This window comes from Pseudoalteromonas shioyasakiensis (genome assembly GCF_022398475.1).
GTDB lineage: Bacteria > Pseudomonadota > Gammaproteobacteria > Enterobacterales > Alteromonadaceae > Pseudoalteromonas.
Map to the genome: position 1 here is coordinate 1 of NZ_JAKEVM010000023.1, position 15,863 is coordinate 15,863.

Consider the following 15,863-nt stretch of genomic DNA (forward strand, 5'->3'; position numbering starts at 1 on the left):
TCTTGATAGTTCGAATAGCCCAGAGTTAGTTAATCAGATCATTGATGATAATAAATATTTAATTGCTCAAACTCGCTACTGTTTTGGAAATTGCCATGATTGGGAAAAAGAGAACCTAACCTTTCAGGGTCTATTTATAGATACGATTAAAAACTACGCTAGATATTGTGGCAACCTTCCAGCTTCTGAGGGTTATCACCATGCTAAAGAGTTCGGCTTAATTGAACATAGTTTACAAGTAGCTGATTTGGCATTAAGGCAAGCAAAGTCTCAATTCCTCCCTCAAGAATTCCCTCTAGACATCGAGAGACAAAGAACAAAAAGATATCAGTACGCCGCATGGCTTTGCGGCTTAGTGCACGATGCAGGGAAGATGCAAACTGATATGGATATTTACGATAAAAGCAACCCAAATAATATCTGGATTCCAATTATAGAGGACCTTGTTAGTTGGAAAGAAAAAAACAAAATAACAAAAGTTGGCATTAGATGGAGAAAAGACAGAATTCATAAGGGGCATGAAGTTTCTCCGCAACCCATATTTCAACAAATCCTCACACCTGATGCAAAGAGGTACATAGGCACATGCCCTGGCAATTTGCTTGAAGATATAAGCACCACGCTTGCAAACTATCAAGGTATAGATGGCTATTTACAGAGAGCTGTTCGCTCAGCTGACTATGTTTCAACTGCGAAAGACATTCAAACAACTTGGGACAATGACCTTGGCGCAAGGAAGTCAGCATTACACGAGAAAATCCTCAAGCTAATGCAAGATAAGGCCAAAGTATGGCTAACAGAAGGTAAAGCTATTGCTATTGATAACGAGATATACCTTCGGTGGCCTGAATGCTTCAATGAGTTAGCAAAGGAAATGCATCAATCAGATCCAACTGTTCCTAACAACCCAAGTCTTTTGCGTGAAAAAATGATGGATAGGGGCATTCTTCGTAAGCAAGAAAAAACTGATTACGCGCTCTTTTTTGAAACAGTTACTAACCTGTCTGAGGGTATTGATTTACTCATCAGTAAAAATCTTAAGGGCGGTATTGGCGTTATTCGTCTGGAGTGGCCTTTATTTTTGCTTAAAGGTGAAGTTATTCCACCAAACCGTTACGGCCTATTAAAACTCGACATGGGGCTAAACGCAGTCATCTACTCAAGTGAGGGTTACCGATACATAAGCGAAGAAAATGTTATTGCTCATGAGGCTGCGGCTCACTTAAAAGCTAATAGTGATTCTCTAGAAATGAAAGTTGAGCATTCGGCAACAAAAAGCCCGCAAAAAAACGGCAAGCCTAATACCAGTAAAGCCAAAGGAGAAGCTACTGCGGAAGAGCCCATTAAGCCTAACAATCCATCTGAAAAAGCAAAAGCAGCTCAAAAGGATAGCCCAAACAAAGATAAACCTAAAAAGGAAAAACCAAAGAACACTAATGGTGAGCTATTTGCTCCAACCAACCAACAAAGTGCAAAGGTACCGGAAAAGCAAAATAACGAAACAACACTTAAAAAAGCAGCCCTAAAACCCAAGAGTGGCATTAAGGTGACTTCAACGACCAAAGCCATTGAGTTCATAAGGACATTAGAACCGATTTTAATCGATGGTCAAAACTACTACCTTGTTGATGATAAATGGAAAGACAACCTTGACGACAATCTAGAAAACGAACTTGAAAAAGCGGGGCTTATCGAAAGAAAGCCACCAGCATTAATTCGTTACTTCATCATCAATAAGCGTAAATACGTTAAAGCGAAGTCGCTTGAACCAAGTCAAAACCAAAAAGCTGAAAAAAAGCCGAAATCAAATGAAAATCAGGATAGTTCAGATGTAACCGCGGCTGATAATACATCTCAGAAAGCAAAGTTAGATATTGAATCTCTGCTTGCTATTGGCTTAACCCTTAAGACTGCTGAATTATTATTTGGAAACATTATTCACGAAAAAGTTGAGTTAAGAGACGGCTTTTTAATTGCACCTATAAGAGATAAGAAAACTCTTGTTAATGCCGTCACAAACAGCAAAGCCAGCGAAACAAATATCTTGTCGAGTTCAATCGTACAAGATAAGAATGACATACATATTAAGGTGAAACATGACGCAGGAACGTAGTAACCCATTATTCCACGAAAATTTATACCGACCTGTATATGAATTAAATAAGGCTTACGCCTCTTTAGCCGCTGGTGTTGTAACCTTTACTTCAAGCGTTATTGAGAGTGAAGGCCATATCGGTATGGTGGGTTTTGGAATCACTACAATACTCACCGCTCAATGTGGACACTACACTCTAAAGGCAATTCCACTAGTCAAACGCCAGTGCAAAATCTTCTTCAACAAGATTGAATTCGAGGATATAAAAGCAATACGTCAAGAGCACATGGCTAAAGAGAATATCCTAAATCCAAACAACAAAAAGAAGGGAAATAACAAGATATTCATTGGAAATGGATTTGAATGGGGCGTGGAGCATGCAAATCGTTCATATCAAATACAAGGATTATACTCTGACAAACAAGAAGTGAAGCTTCCACTATTTCTTAAACCATTCGTTAAAAAATGGCGTAAAGAAACGTTAAAGCTTGGCGGTAAGCCATGGATTGATGGTGTCGGGGATGCAGAAAGGCAATACGTAGATGCTGAAACGTTCTTTGGCCACTCTATGATTATGGGCAATGTTGGTACCGGTAAAACAACAATGTTCATTTTGCTTAGCCTCGCGATGATCCACAAAGGCTATACCGTCATTGTATTAGACCCAAAAAACGATTCATCTTGGCGCAAAGCTTTACAATTGGAAATGGAACATTTTGGTAAGGGCGAGCACTTCCACTACTTTCACCCTTCTAAACCATCTACATCTTGCACAATAGATCCGATTAAAAACTGGAATAGACCGACTGAGATAGCTGAACGTATCGCATCCATTATGGTTGAGTCGGGTAAAGAAGATAGCTTCATTCGATTCAACTGGAACGTCATAAACTCAACAGTTAACGCGATGCTTTATGCGGGCATACAACCACAAATCAAATCGATTGCTCGTTATGTGACAACAGGCAAAACCGCCTTAACTCAAAAGTGCCTTGAAAGACACTACGCTAAATGCTTAGGGGAAGATTGGGAGACTCAACTTAGCGCCAAAATGAGCTCTTTCGGGAAAACTCGTTTAGAGCAAATGCTAAATTACTATCAACAAGTTATATCTCAACAACATCAATCACCAGAAGTGGATGGCATAATTCAGTTGCTTACGCACAACGCCGAGCATATGCAAAAGATGACAGCTAATTTACTTCCTATTTTTAGCGTCCTTACATCTACACCTATGGATGAGCTTATATCACCAGAAGAGGCGATAGCAGAAAGCTTAGATGCGCGTGATGAGGATACTAGATACGATACAGCTGAAAGTGAAAGTATAGATTACACATCAAATCACATTGAAGGTGTATCAAAGAAATCAGGGAAAATAAGAGAGAAAGACAGTCGTTATGTAGACACTTCAGACATCGTTGAAAATGGAGGACTACTTTACATGGCACTTGATTCTCTCAGCGACACAAAGACAGCTGGTTATTTAAGTAAACTTGTTTTAGCTGACATTGCTGCTGTAGCAGGTTCACGATACAACTTCTCAGAAGGGAGAGGACGTCGAGTAGCGGTGTTTGTGGATGAAGTACATGCAGCGATTGCCGGGAATGATGCTCTTTTGAATTTATTAGCCCAAGGTCGTGCAGCATTTATGCAAATGTTTATTGCAACCCAAACTAAAGCTGATATTGAAGCTAAAACAGACCCAGCTACTGCAAACCGTGTATTAGGTCTGTGCAACAACTTCTTCTCTATGAGAGCAAACGACACATCAACTCAAGAATATGCTTCCAGCCAATTTGGTGAAGTGCCAATAACCAGCCAACAAATCACTTTAGGTCAAAGTTCAGGGAACACAAACGACATGACTGACTTTGGTTCTTCATACGCTGAGAGGCTTACACAACAAAACGACAAAGCATTTAACGAAAGCCTACTTGGTTCGTTGCCTATTTTACAATATGTAGCACGACTTGCTGACGGCAGAACAATCAAAGCTAAAGTACCGGTAATACAACGATGAGTAGAGAAAAAGTATATAAAATCCAAAGTAGATGCTACAAAAAAAGCAATGTGAATAATTCACTTTCAGAAGATAACAAGCACATATACTCGGTCATCTACAAGAAAGCACCTGCTGTGGAAGAAACACTTCGATATTTGTTAGATTTTATTGGGGATGAATTGAAGCATCCACAACAAGATGTAGATCTATTTAATCACATCATTAACAAAGCTGGTCAGCACTCTCTTGTACATAATTCACATCTGAGCCGAGCAGAGTTTTTTAAAGCCTTTCTCTTCACGGTTACAAGTGAACTTACAGCCGTACTCGATGTTATGGTCTACACAGGGGGCTCAGGCTCGTGTATTGCAGTATGGGACCCACTCTTAGAGACAATCAGCCAGTTTCTCATCACGCACAAGAACTCAGCAATACGCGCTAAACCAAACTTGATTGAAAAAGAGTTAAATCAAGAATCATTATTGATGATACAGCACTTTCTAATGAGCAAGATTGTGAAGCGTTCACACCTGTTCTATTTCGGCATTCCTAATTTCGATGAAAATAAAACCCTTACATTCAAGGAGGCGTTTTCGTCATGATTTATGAGAATGACAGCGAAGACCTGTATAAGGATAAGTCTGGAGAGCAAAATAGAAAAAAAGAATACTCAAAGTTATTCATCTTTATTCTATTTGCGTTAGCAGCACAGGTTCTTGCTTTAAACCCCACCAGCTTTAACAAAATGCTAGAAAATGAAGTTAAAGCGAGCTACAAGGCCATCGGTGAAAAAAATTGGCTTAACCTTACAGATGCATCGTATAGGCACTACAACACAATCATTGTGAGGTCAGGATTTAAGCAGTATTTCTTAGACAAAGTAAATCGAGATACAGACGATAAAAACCCTTTAGCCAGGCTAACAGCAAAACTTTTGCCTTTAGTGAAAAGAGTAATAAACAACATACAAACGCTTACATACCAAACCTTACACAGAGCAAACCTTTTAATGATTTGGCTTTATATTTTAGTGCCATTCGCTCTTGCTCAACTAGTTATTGGTGTTTATAGCTGGAGAATTAGGGCTTATACATTCGGTAACAAAACAAAGACTCGTATGTTAGTTATTAAGAAGCTAATCAAAGGTATTTTAGTAGGTGTCATTGTCTATTTCGCCCTACCCAACTTTTACCCCACAGCGGGGGCATACATACCTTTTATTGCTTTATTATTTGCATCATTCCTAACATCTAGATACATAGCAACACTGCAAAAGCATATATAATTCAAGCAAGGTCACACCTGCACAAAAAGCTGGCCATAATTGGCCAGCTAATCCCTGAAATTATATTGCCAACTTAGGAACGCAGCTCATTTGCTGTACTTGAGTTATCACTTGCTTTATCCTTTTTCGCATCAGGCCGACATATTTCCCTTAAGTTAACATTAATATTGCAGTCATTTGAAACGGAAAAACATTAGAGGCGTAAAATGCATAATCATGACAAAGAGAGCCGAATAGGTTGGACATTTTTTCTAAATGTATCCTTCACAATAGTAGAATTCATAGGTGGCTGGTTAACTAATAGCACCGCTATTATGGCTGATGCTGTGCATGATCTTGGCGATAGCCTTTCAATAGGTTTTGCGTGGATTTTAAGCCGCTTTTCCGATAAAAAGCCATCTGATAGATTTAGCTACGGTTATAAACGGTTATCCCTATTTGGTGCATTAGTAAATAGTCTTGTGTTAGTTGTTGGTTCAATATGGATTTTGTTTGAAGCAACTCCAAGGCTATTCAACCCTGAAATGCCTATGATTGAAGGAATGCTAGGGTTAGCATTATTAGGAGTCACAGTAAATGGCTATGCTGTTTACAAATTAAGAGCTGGAAAAACGTTAAATGAACGAGTCCTAACATGGCACCTCCTAGAAGATGTTTTAGGTTGGGTCGCAGTTTTAATCGTTTCAATTGTGCTACTTTTTGTGGAGCTGCCTATATTGGATCCATTGCTGTCAATATGCTTTACACTATTCATTTTATTTAATGTTCTCAAAAACCTAAAAGCTACATTGTTACTGTTCCTCCAAGGAACACCTGATCAAAAATCTCACGATGATATCGAAGACGTTTTAACTAGAATCCCTGAAGTTCTAGGAGTCCACCATATGCATTTTTGGTCATTAGACGGTGAAAAACATGTACTGACAGCTCATTTAGAATTAGCTCAGAACTATGATATTGAAAAGCTTCTCGAATTAAAAAGCATAATAGCAGAGGAACTTTTTCATTTTAACTTGTCTCACACAACTATTGAATTTGAGTTTCCAGGTGAAGTCTGCCGAGATAATGGGGAATAAAAACTAGCTGATGCAACCGTTTTCTGGTATGTTGTATGCGCTAGTTTTGAAAGGTGATTAAATTGAATTTTACCGGTGTTATCAAATTGCTATTAGTTGTTTCGATTGTTTTACAATCGTTAGCTGCTGTCGCGTCTGCTACATCTCAATTTCATCAAATAGATATTGATCACATTCAAACTCAACATGAACATAAAAATGATATAAGCAGCAATGGTGAAGAAATTAGTGAAGACGGTCATAATATTAGTGACTGTCATCACTGTGGCCATTGCAGTGGAAGTCATCTCTCTTGGGTTATCATTGATAATATTAATATTTCCGTTCCACTAACCACTATCAATAATATTCCTAATAAATTCGACCAAACAAAAGAATATTTAGACGCTATTTTGCGCCCTCCTATATCTTAATCATATTAAATATTTAACTGCCCTAATAGTCATCTATAGCAGATGAATGGGTTTGATTAACTAATAAATAGATTAAGAGTCTTATGTATAAATATGTAAAACATTCAGGTGTATTCCTGACTTTAACCGTGGCTGTGAGTTTTACCAGTATAGCTTACAGTAAACAAGAAAACGTTTCGTGGATAGACACTCAAATAAACAAAGATCCTGAAGTTATTGAAGCGAAAGAATTACTAAAAGCAAGTGATTATCGGGCAAGAAGCCTAACTCAGGCGATTTATAACCCCGATTTTGAAGCTAGTTTCGAGAAGGAAGGTGACTTTAACAATTATTCAATCGGATTAAGTCAAACAATAGATTTATGGGATAAACGTACTATCAATGATTCAATTGGTAAAATCGCATTTTATGCTAGCCAGCAGCAATTATTGGATTTACTAGAATCCAAAAAAGCTAATGCAATTCAGGCCATCGTTACATGGCAGGCAGCCAAAGAAGCATCTTTGCTCGTCATTGAAAGAGAAAAGCAACTCAAAACTTTACTCAATATTGTAGAAGAGAAGCTAGATGCAGGAATTCTTGAGCCTTTAGATGCGGAGTTAGTTTATTTAAACCTATCACAAGTTTTCATTCAGATAGCTGAATATCAGACTGCCTTGAAAACTGCTGAAGTAAAAGTTCGAGAATTATTACCAGATTGGACACCAGAACTCCAAAACAAGCTTTCTTTTTCAATTGATATTGAAAACTACACATTCAAGAAAGAATGGATTGAACAGCACCCAACTGTTCTTCAAGCAAAAGCTCTATGGCACGAACAGAAGTTAAAAGCCCAACTAACTTCCATAGAGTATAAAGCAAATCCCACCATTGGGGTTAGCGCAGGAAAAAATAATGACGAGAATATAGTTGGTCTAACTTTTTCTATGCCTATGAACATTAGAAACAACTACTCTGATGTAATGAAAGCTGCCAATTTAGAAGCCATAGCAGCAGAGGCAAATTTCCAATCAAAATATCGAAGTCAAACTTTTGAAGCTCAAGCTAAATTTGAATCACTGATCACAAATAAAAAGTACTTTGAAAGGTGGAAAAACCTTATGCAAAACAGATTAGGTAATAGTTTGAGTTTGCTAAATGCTAGGTGGGAAGCTGGAGATATAAACACTTCGGATTATTTATTCGCGTTTAGCCAGCGGACCGAAGGACTACTCTCAGGCATTCAACTAAAGAAACAATTCAAGCTTTCCGAAGTATCTTTTATTCAAAGCATTGGACAAATTTCCAAATTTGAAATTTAGGCATTCAGTTCAACTAGTGAAGATTTTTCAAATTTAAAAAGAATTATAGGTAAATGATATGAAAACAGTAATCAAAAGTAAAATTCTAATATTAGCAATTGGAAGTATTTTTCTTGAGCTTTTATCATACAATAAAGTTTATGCTCTTACTCTCAACACTGAAAATAAAACAAGTGTCCAACGTCAACAGGAAGTAGACAAACATAAGCATGATAATGAACAAGAACATAAGCATTCAGAAAACAAACATGATGATGATTTAACACATCAAAATAACCCACTAAACAATCTAAAAAAGGATGAAACCGAAGATGAACATGAAGAAGGTATAACATTAAACCCTCAAAAATTGTCGTTAGCAACCATCAAAGTGGACAGTATTAACCCAGAATACCATTTTAGTACCGTTTATGCGCCCGGAGAGATAAAAGCAAATGGCTACAGTAGTTACGTTGTTTCACCAAGAACAGAATCTGTCATTATTAGCCGCCATGCTACCCTAGGTGAGCATGTTGAAATAGGACAAACATTAGTTACTTTATTTAGTGAGACTGTAGCACAGGCACAAGCTGATTACCTAATAGCCTCAACAGAGTGGCAAAGAATAAGAACACTAGGTAGTAAAACCGTCAGTGAAAGTCGCTTGTTACAAGCACAAACTACATACAACGCCACATATAGTAAGCTCATCGCTTTAGGCTTAACTGAAAAGTCGATCGCTAGAATTTCAAACAAAGATATTAATACATTTGGTCAATACTCATTCATAGCTCCGCGTGAAGGTGTTGTCTTACAGGATGACTTTATTCAAGGCCAACGCGTTGCAGCTGGTGATACGATTATGATGATAGCCGATGAAGAGCAATTGTGGGTTGAGGCAAAAGTTTCACCAAATAAAAATTTGCAAGTATCTATAGATTCTGAAGCTTACGTTACTTTTGAAGGTCAAGCGTATAATGCAAAAGTAATTCAAGAAGCACACACCATAGACCCTATAACTAGAACACGAATAATTCGACTTGCAGTTAACAATGAAGACGACAAACTTCATTCTGGTATGTTCGTAAAGGTTAATTTCAAGTTTGCAACTCAAGATAAAGTGATGGCTGTGCCAGAAGACGCTCTAATCCGAAGCGCGGATGGTGATTGGACTGTTTTCGTCGAAGGTCATCCAGGTGAGTTTAAAGCAACAGAAATAAAATTGGGTAGAGCTTTAGGAAATTTGAGAGAAATTATAGGCTTAGATAGTGGAACCCGTATTGTGACCAAAGGAGCCTTCTTTGTTGCATCTGAAATTGCTAAAAGCGGATTTGATCCGCACAATCACTAAGGAGAACGGGTATGTTTAATCGTATAATAGACTTTTCTATAAATAATCGGCTCCTCATTATATTAGCTTTAATCGCTACAGTTGTAAGCGCGATTATGATGATTCCAAAACTAAATTTGGATGCATTTCCTGATGTGACTAATGTACAAGTTGCCGTAAATACAGAAGCTCCCGGACTCGCAGCAGAAGAAGTAGAGCAACTTATTACTTATCCGATAGAAGCCGTTATGTACGCTTTGCCAGACGTTGAGCAAGTACGCTCTATCTCCAAAACAGGTTTGTCTGGCGTGACTGTCGTGTTTAAAGAAGGTACTGATATCTACTTTGCAAGGCAGTTAGTCTTTGAGCGGCTTCAAGCTGCCAAGGAGCTTATACCTGAAGGAGTCGGTACGCCTGAAATGGGACCTAACACATCTGGTCTAGGTCAAGTGTTTCAATACCTTTTGATATCTAGCTATGATACTGGATATGATGCGATGTCACTTAGAAGCCTAAATGACTGGATTGTCAAATTATTACTCATGCCTGTAGATGGTGTTACAGATGTTTTATCTTTCGGTGGTAGTGTTAAGCAATATCAAGTTAATGTTGAACCATCTAAACTCTTATCGTATGAGTTAACACAAGAGGATATAGTTAAAGCGCTTGATGCAAATAATGCCAATGTTGGTGGCTGGTACATGAATAGAGGACAAGAGCAACTCGTCATTCGAGGCACAGGTTGGTTTGAAAGTGGCGAAGCTGGCATCACAAATATTAAGCAAGTTCCAGTTAAGACACTAGACGGAGCTGTTGTCACAATATCAGATGTTGCCAAAGTCGAAATTGGTAGTGAGATTCGACAAGGCGCTGTCACAATGACTAGAAGGAACGAAAATGGGCAAGTTGAAAGCTTAGGTGAAGTTGTTTCTGGTATTGTGCTTAAAAGAATGGGGTCAAATACAAAAGCTACTATTGACGGCATAAACGCAAGAATTCCATTAATTAATCAAGCCCTGCCTGAAGGAGTTAGATTCGAACCTTTCTATGATCAAGCTGATTTAATAGAACAAGCTGTAAACACCGTCGTTAATGCTCTGATACTAGCGTTTATTTTCATCTGTATTGTTCTTGCATTATTTTTGATGAACTTAAGAGCAACCTTTCTTGTTCTCATCTCAATCCCAATTTCTATTGGAATTGCATTAATGATAATGTCTTGGTGGGGGATCTCTGCAAACCTGATGTCTTTGGGAGGCATTGCAGTAGCAATCGGAATGTTAGTAGACGGCTCTGTGGTAATGGTTGAAAATATGTTTAAGCATTTGAATACACCTGACCCCGCTCACGCAGAAAGTGTGAAAAAACGCGTTTCTTTATCGGATAACGATCCACATGATGTAGAAAACGATGTTCACGGTATTAAATTACGTCTTAAACAAGCCGGAAAAGAAGTTGCTCGCCCAGTATTCTTTGCTGCTTCGATCATTTTAGTTGTGTTCACGCCACTATTTAGCTTTGAAGGTGTTGAAGCCAAGCTATTCCAACCAATGGCAGTAAGCATCATCTTAGCCGTTATATCAGCTATCGTAGTTGCTCTTTTCATTGTCCCTGCATTAGCTACCTACATGTTTCACAAAGGTGTGAAAGAAAGAGAAAGTTTTGTATTACAACCTTTAGATAAGATATATAGGAAAGGGCTTAAATTCGCACTTAATCGCACGAAGCTGGTTGTTTCAATATCAATAATTCTAGTGGTTTCTGCTTTCGCTACAATCCCCTACATAGGAACTGAATTTGTTCCAGAGCTGGAGGAAGGAACAATAAATTTAAGAGTAACACTTGCTCCTTCATCAAGCTTAGACACCGCTTTGACGGTAGCTCCTATTCTAGAAGAAAAACTGTTGGCATTCCCAGAAGTCACATATGCTTTAAGTCGTATTGGTAGAGCTGAAATAGGAGGTGATCCTGAACCAGTGAACAATATTGAAATTTATATTGGTCTAAAACCAACATCTGATTGGACAAGTGCAACAAACCGCTATGAACTGCAAGAAAAAATGGAGAGGTCATTAGAAGAATATCCGGGCCTGTTACTTAATTTTTCTCAGCCCATTTCAACTCGTGTAGATGAACTATTATCAGGTGTAAAAGCTCAGCTAGCGATTAAATTATTCGGCCCAGACCTTAATATATTGTCAACAAAAGGCCAAGAAATTGAAACAGTAATAAGTGGTATCGAAGGAGCTAGAGATGTTGCATTGGAGCAAATTGCAGGCGAAGCTCAACTTGTTGTAAAGCCCAATAGACAAGAACTTTCACGGTTTGGTCTGTCAGTTAGCGATATAATGGAAGTTGTACAAGATGGCATAGGCGGTGTTGAAGCTGGACAGATCATCAATGGCAATGAGCGTTACGATATATACGTGCGCATCAAGGAAGAATATCGCCAAAATAAGGATGCTATTGCTGATATACGCGTCCAGTCTCCTACTGGTGCTTGGGTTAGATTAGGTGATGTTTCTTCAGTTTCGTATGAATCAGGACCTCCACAAGTAAGAAGAGATGACGTTCAAAGGCGCGTTGTTATTCAAGCAAATGTGCAAGATAGAGATATGGGGAGTGTTGTTTCAGATATCAGAAAAGCAATTACTGATAAGGTAGATTTACCTGCTGGCTATTCTGTTTCTATCGGGGGGCAATTCGAAAGCCAGCAACGTGCTCAAAATAGATTGGCTATCGTTGTCCCACTTTCACTTGCTCTAATAGCATTATTACTTTATTTCGCTTTTGGCTCTGTTGGCCAAGCAATGCTCATATTAGTAAACGTTCCTCTTGCTGTGATAGGTGGGGTATTCTCTTTATATTTATCTGGGCAATACCTATCTGTACCAAGTTCCGTTGGGTTTATTACACTATTTGGCGTTGCTGTACTAAACGGTGTAGTGATGGTCGAGAGTATTAATCAGCGAATTAGAGATGGCATAGAAGTTAATAAGGCTGTATTTGACGGAGCTATATCGCGTTTAAGACCTGTTCTTATGACAGCAATAACATCTGCTTTAGGTTTAATACCGATGTTAATGTCCAATGGCGTTGGAGCGGAAATTCAGAGGCCGTTAGCAAGTGTTATCGTGGGAGGATTAGTAACTGCAACACTACTTACATTATTTGTTTTACCTGTTTTATTTAACTGGTTTTCAAAAGCAAAAATAAAAGAGCTATCGCGATAATTTTATCACCACTAGCTTTCAAGTCACCATGCTAATAATAGCGTGGTGACTTTTTTAAGTACGCAATAGCATTACACTATTCTAAAGCTATAGCTAGCTTATCGATACTGATTTATTGTTAATTTAGATAGTTTCATCTAAATAATTTCACTGGATTCTGCCTTCTTTAATTACTTGATTGCATGTTATAGATCTTAGCAATCAGTCAGTTAAACTAAATGAATTTGCAGAATTTTTACCATTAGAATTCCTTACCTATGACTTTAATAAAAAAACTTCACTTTCTTTCTGAGTAATGGAATTTATTTCTGAGTATTGATGGTTATATGCAGAGTGTACATAGCTTATCAAAGAGCTCAGACTTAATGTGATGATATTGAGCTAAAACTTTACGTTGTGTTTTAATAGGGATATATGTCGTTAGGGTGAAACTTTATTATTTGAAATCTAGGCCAATCTGACAGAGTCTCCAGTTCAGTATGAAACTCTATTTTCCCATCTTCAAATTTCCAAACAAAAACACAGGCCCTAGAACACCGCTTAGTATGAAACTATATTGCGGGGCTACAATACAAAACTCAACAAGTGTAGTGTTACGCTGATCTATGCACGTGATCACCAGTTTAACATCTGAGAATGCTTCTTCCTGAAAAACGCTGCAATCTACATCTAAAACTTTAGCTGAAAATTTATCACCAAACTTTTTTGCCGTTGCTTGGGATTTTAAAAAAATCTCGACCCGCTATGATAAGATCGTCAGAATAATCCTTAGCCAATTCTGCTACAATAAAGTGCCCTACATTTCCACAACCACCTACAATAAGAATTTTGGTTCTGATCTTCATTGCTTATCGGCTTGTTTAAAATAGAGTTGCTCAACCTTGATGATGCTTTTATAACTTGCAATACTGACATCAAAACCCGTATGTTGACTCAAATAATCTCGAAATGTTTCGCTCGCTTCAGGGTCGCCATGCACAAGTTGTATGGGTGTGTTTTTACTTAATGGTGACGACAATAACCATTGAGTTAATTCTTTAAAATCACCATGGCCAGACAATCCATGTACCACTTCTACATCTGCTTTCACTGGGAGCCATTTGCCATGAATCTTAATTGTATCTACGCCGGACAACATTTTTCCACCCCTAGTTCCTCCAGACTGATAACCAGTAAATAAAACAGTAGTGCGACTGTTTCCCACAAGTCTCTTAAGATGGTGAAGGATACGCCCTCCTGTCACCATACCACTTCCTGCAATGATAATGTGCGGCATGGCGACTTCCGATAAAGATTTAGACTCATCTACAGTTCGCACAAAAGACGCAACATTACACATCTTGTGACAATTTTCTTTTGAAAGCTTAATTAATTCATTGTACTGACAGTAAAAATCAAAAACATTAATCGCCATAGGGCTATCAAGGAATATAGGAATTTTCGGAATTCTTTTTTGCTCAATCAGGATCGCAAGAATATGTTGAATTACTTCTGTTCTGCCAACAGCAAAGCTGGGAATAAGGGTGACACCTCCTTTTTTCACCGTTTTATTGATAATATCTGCAACTTGATCATAAGGGTCATCAGTAGAGTGCTCCCGATTACCGTAAGTAGATTCGAGCAATAACAAATCCAATTTAGGTAATGCTTTAGGAGGCGGCATTAACAGATCATTAGTACGGCCAACATCGCCTGAAAACCCAATAGTTTTTCCATTTGCTTTTAAAATAATACTGGCAGCCCCGAGAATATGGCCTGCAGGTTGCAGATAAAAGGTGATATCGCCGACTACAGTTTCTTCTTCAAAGTCAACCGTTTCAAAAATAGATAAGCTATCTCGAGCCGTTTGCTTATCATACAAAGGTTCGGGCGTTTCATGTTTACTAAGTTTATGCTTACTATAAAACTTGGCATCGTCTTCTTGAATATGTCCACTATCCGGCAACAAGATAGAACAAAGCCCTAATGTTGCACCGTGGGTGTACACTAGTCCACGATAGCCTTGTTTGTAAATGGCTGGAATAAACCCTGAATGATCCAAATGGGCATGCGTTAAAACAATGCCATCTAATTCATTAATATTTAGGGGTAATGGCTCTCGGTTCCGCTTTCTTAACCATTTATAGCCTTGGTATAAACCACAATCAATTAACAATTTTGTCGTGGCTGTTTCGACTAGATACTTAGATCCTGTAACTGTTCCAGTACCACCTAAAAATGTAATTTTCATATTGATACTCTCTTAACTTTTGACAAGCATTCAATAACAGGTTCAACAAGCACGGAAGAAATATCTACATCATTTGAAGGATGAGTGATGGTATTTGTTGTAATAAGTGATAATAAACCCGATTCCAGCAAAATTTGATCAACGCCATCAGCAAATATTCCGTGGACAGCAGCACACTTAATATCTTTAATTCCCTTTTTCTTCAGGGCTGAAATACAGCTTAATATCGTTTGTCCACTAGAAATAACATCATCTATTATTACAGCAGTTAGGCCAGCTTGAGCACTAAGATCTGGCAACGACACTTCTACATCACGGTCACCTTTCCTATTCTTTTCGCCAATTACGAAAGAGTGACCACTTACTTTGGCAATACTAATGATCCATTGTTCACTCTCTGAATCAGGACCAACTAAAAACAAATTTGACTGTCCTTTAAGCCATTGAGCTAGAACTGGTGCTCCTTGTACCACAACGCTAGGCACAGAATATATTTCATCCAAGGAGTGATAACGGTGCAAATGTGGATCTACTGTCACTAAGTAATCTATGTGCTTAGAAATAGATTTTGCGAATAGCTTGGATGTGATAGCTTCTCCATCTATGAATCGTCTGTCTTGCCGCATATAACTGAGATAAGGTGCTACCAAACCGACAGATTTAGCACCTAACTCTTTCAATGTATCAAGCAAGAAAATGAGAGGTAGGTACTTTTTGTTAGGGTGGGATAAGTCTGCTACTACAATGCAATGACTATTTTCTAAATTACTTTCAATGCGCAGATAAGACTCACCATCCGGAAAATTACGTGAACTGTATTGACCTAGATAACCACCTAACTTCTCACTTAAGCTAGCAGCTAATAAATCTGAATTTAATGAGAAAACAATAACTTTTTTTGTTAAGGAATTCATAA

At 38.1% G+C, this 15,863-nt stretch carries 11 protein-coding genes; 9 read left to right on the forward strand and 2 right to left on the reverse strand.

The window, feature by feature from the left end:
- The 9 genes from mobH to L1D51_RS06580 form a co-directional block, all read left to right on the forward strand.
- Positions 1–2,113 (forward strand): MobH family relaxase (mobH, locus tag L1D51_RS06540; protein ID WP_239963230.1); only part of this gene is annotated, 2,113 nt, incomplete at its 5' end.
- Positions 2,097–4,118 carry a type IV secretion system DNA-binding domain-containing protein gene (locus L1D51_RS06545; RefSeq protein ID WP_235404409.1) on the forward strand — a complete coding sequence of 674 codons (2,022 nt, stop codon included), beginning with the start codon at positions 2,097–2,099 and terminating at the stop codon, positions 4,116–4,118. The genes mobH and L1D51_RS06545, both read left to right, overlap by 17 nt.
- A gap of 50 nt (positions 4,119–4,168) precedes the next feature.
- Positions 4,169–4,702: a hypothetical protein gene (locus L1D51_RS06550; RefSeq protein WP_239963231.1), complete on the forward strand. Its 534-nt coding sequence runs from the start codon at positions 4,169–4,171 to the stop codon at positions 4,700–4,702.
- A complete protein-coding gene (locus tag L1D51_RS06555) occupies positions 4,699–5,385 on the forward strand; it encodes an IncC plasmid conjugative DNA transfer DtrJ family protein (protein ID WP_239963232.1) in 687 nt (228 codons plus the stop codon). The genes L1D51_RS06550 and L1D51_RS06555 overlap by 4 nt, the downstream gene beginning before the upstream one ends.
- Before the next feature lie 206 nt (positions 5,386–5,591).
- The gene (locus tag L1D51_RS06560; RefSeq protein WP_239963233.1) at positions 5,592–6,461 is read left to right on the forward strand and encodes a cation diffusion facilitator family transporter; all 870 of its coding nucleotides are present in this window, start codon (positions 5,592–5,594) and stop codon (positions 6,459–6,461) included.
- Between the two features lie 53 nt (positions 6,462–6,514).
- Positions 6,515–6,874, forward strand: a complete 360-nt coding sequence (locus tag L1D51_RS06565) for a hypothetical protein (protein ID WP_239963234.1) — start codon at positions 6,515–6,517, stop codon at positions 6,872–6,874.
- A gap of 83 nt (positions 6,875–6,957) precedes the next feature.
- Positions 6,958–8,175 carry a TolC family protein gene (locus L1D51_RS06570; protein ID WP_239963235.1) on the forward strand — a complete coding sequence of 406 codons (1,218 nt, stop codon included), beginning with the start codon at positions 6,958–6,960 and terminating at the stop codon, positions 8,173–8,175.
- A 58-nt stretch (positions 8,176–8,233) separates the two neighbouring features.
- On the forward strand, positions 8,234–9,505 hold the full coding sequence (locus tag L1D51_RS06575; protein WP_239963236.1) for an efflux RND transporter periplasmic adaptor subunit: 1,272 nt from the start codon (positions 8,234–8,236) through the stop codon (positions 9,503–9,505).
- A gap of 11 nt (positions 9,506–9,516) precedes the next feature.
- The gene (locus L1D51_RS06580) at positions 9,517–12,717 is read left to right on the forward strand and encodes an efflux RND transporter permease subunit (RefSeq protein WP_239963237.1); all 3,201 of its coding nucleotides are present in this window, start codon (positions 9,517–9,519) and stop codon (positions 12,715–12,717) included.
- An 841-nt stretch (positions 12,718–13,558) separates the two neighbouring features.
- Here the strand turns inward: L1D51_RS06580 and L1D51_RS06585 are convergent.
- Together L1D51_RS06585 and L1D51_RS06590 are read right to left on the reverse strand one after the other, a co-directional pair.
- On the reverse strand, positions 13,559–14,947 hold the full coding sequence (locus tag L1D51_RS06585) for an MBL fold metallo-hydrolase RNA specificity domain-containing protein (RefSeq protein ID WP_239963238.1): 1,389 nt from the start codon (positions 14,945–14,947) through the stop codon (positions 13,559–13,561).
- Positions 14,944–15,861 (reverse strand): ribose-phosphate diphosphokinase, encoded by a 918-nt coding sequence (locus tag L1D51_RS06590; protein WP_239963239.1) that lies wholly within the window; start codon positions 15,859–15,861, stop codon positions 14,944–14,946. Before L1D51_RS06590 ends, L1D51_RS06585 begins: the two co-directional genes overlap by 4 nt.
- Positions 15,862–15,863: the final 2 nt, after the last annotated feature.

What these genes read in the sequence shown, in the direction of transcription:
- L1D51_RS06545 (WP_235404409.1), top strand. Translation starts at nt 2,097, where the DNA reads ATGACGCAGGAACGTAGTAACCCATTATTCCACGAAAATTTATACCGA.
- L1D51_RS06555 (WP_239963232.1), top strand. Translation starts at nt 4,699, where the DNA reads ATGATTTATGAGAATGACAGCGAAGACCTGTATAAGGATAAGTCTGGA.
- L1D51_RS06560 (WP_239963233.1), top strand. Translation starts at nt 5,592, where the DNA reads ATGCATAATCATGACAAAGAGAGCCGAATAGGTTGGACATTTTTTCTA.
- L1D51_RS06570 (WP_239963235.1), top strand. Translation starts at nt 6,958, where the DNA reads ATGTATAAATATGTAAAACATTCAGGTGTATTCCTGACTTTAACCGTG.
- L1D51_RS06575 (WP_239963236.1), top strand. Translation starts at nt 8,234, where the DNA reads ATGAAAACAGTAATCAAAAGTAAAATTCTAATATTAGCAATTGGAAGT.
- L1D51_RS06580 (WP_239963237.1), top strand. Translation starts at nt 9,517, where the DNA reads ATGTTTAATCGTATAATAGACTTTTCTATAAATAATCGGCTCCTCATT.
- L1D51_RS06585 (WP_239963238.1), bottom strand. Translation starts at nt 14,947, where the DNA reads ATGAAAATTACATTTTTAGGTGGTACTGGAACAGTTACAGGATCTAAG.
- L1D51_RS06590 (WP_239963239.1), bottom strand. Translation starts at nt 15,861, where the DNA reads ATGAATTCCTTAACAAAAAAAGTTATTGTTTTCTCATTAAATTCAGAT.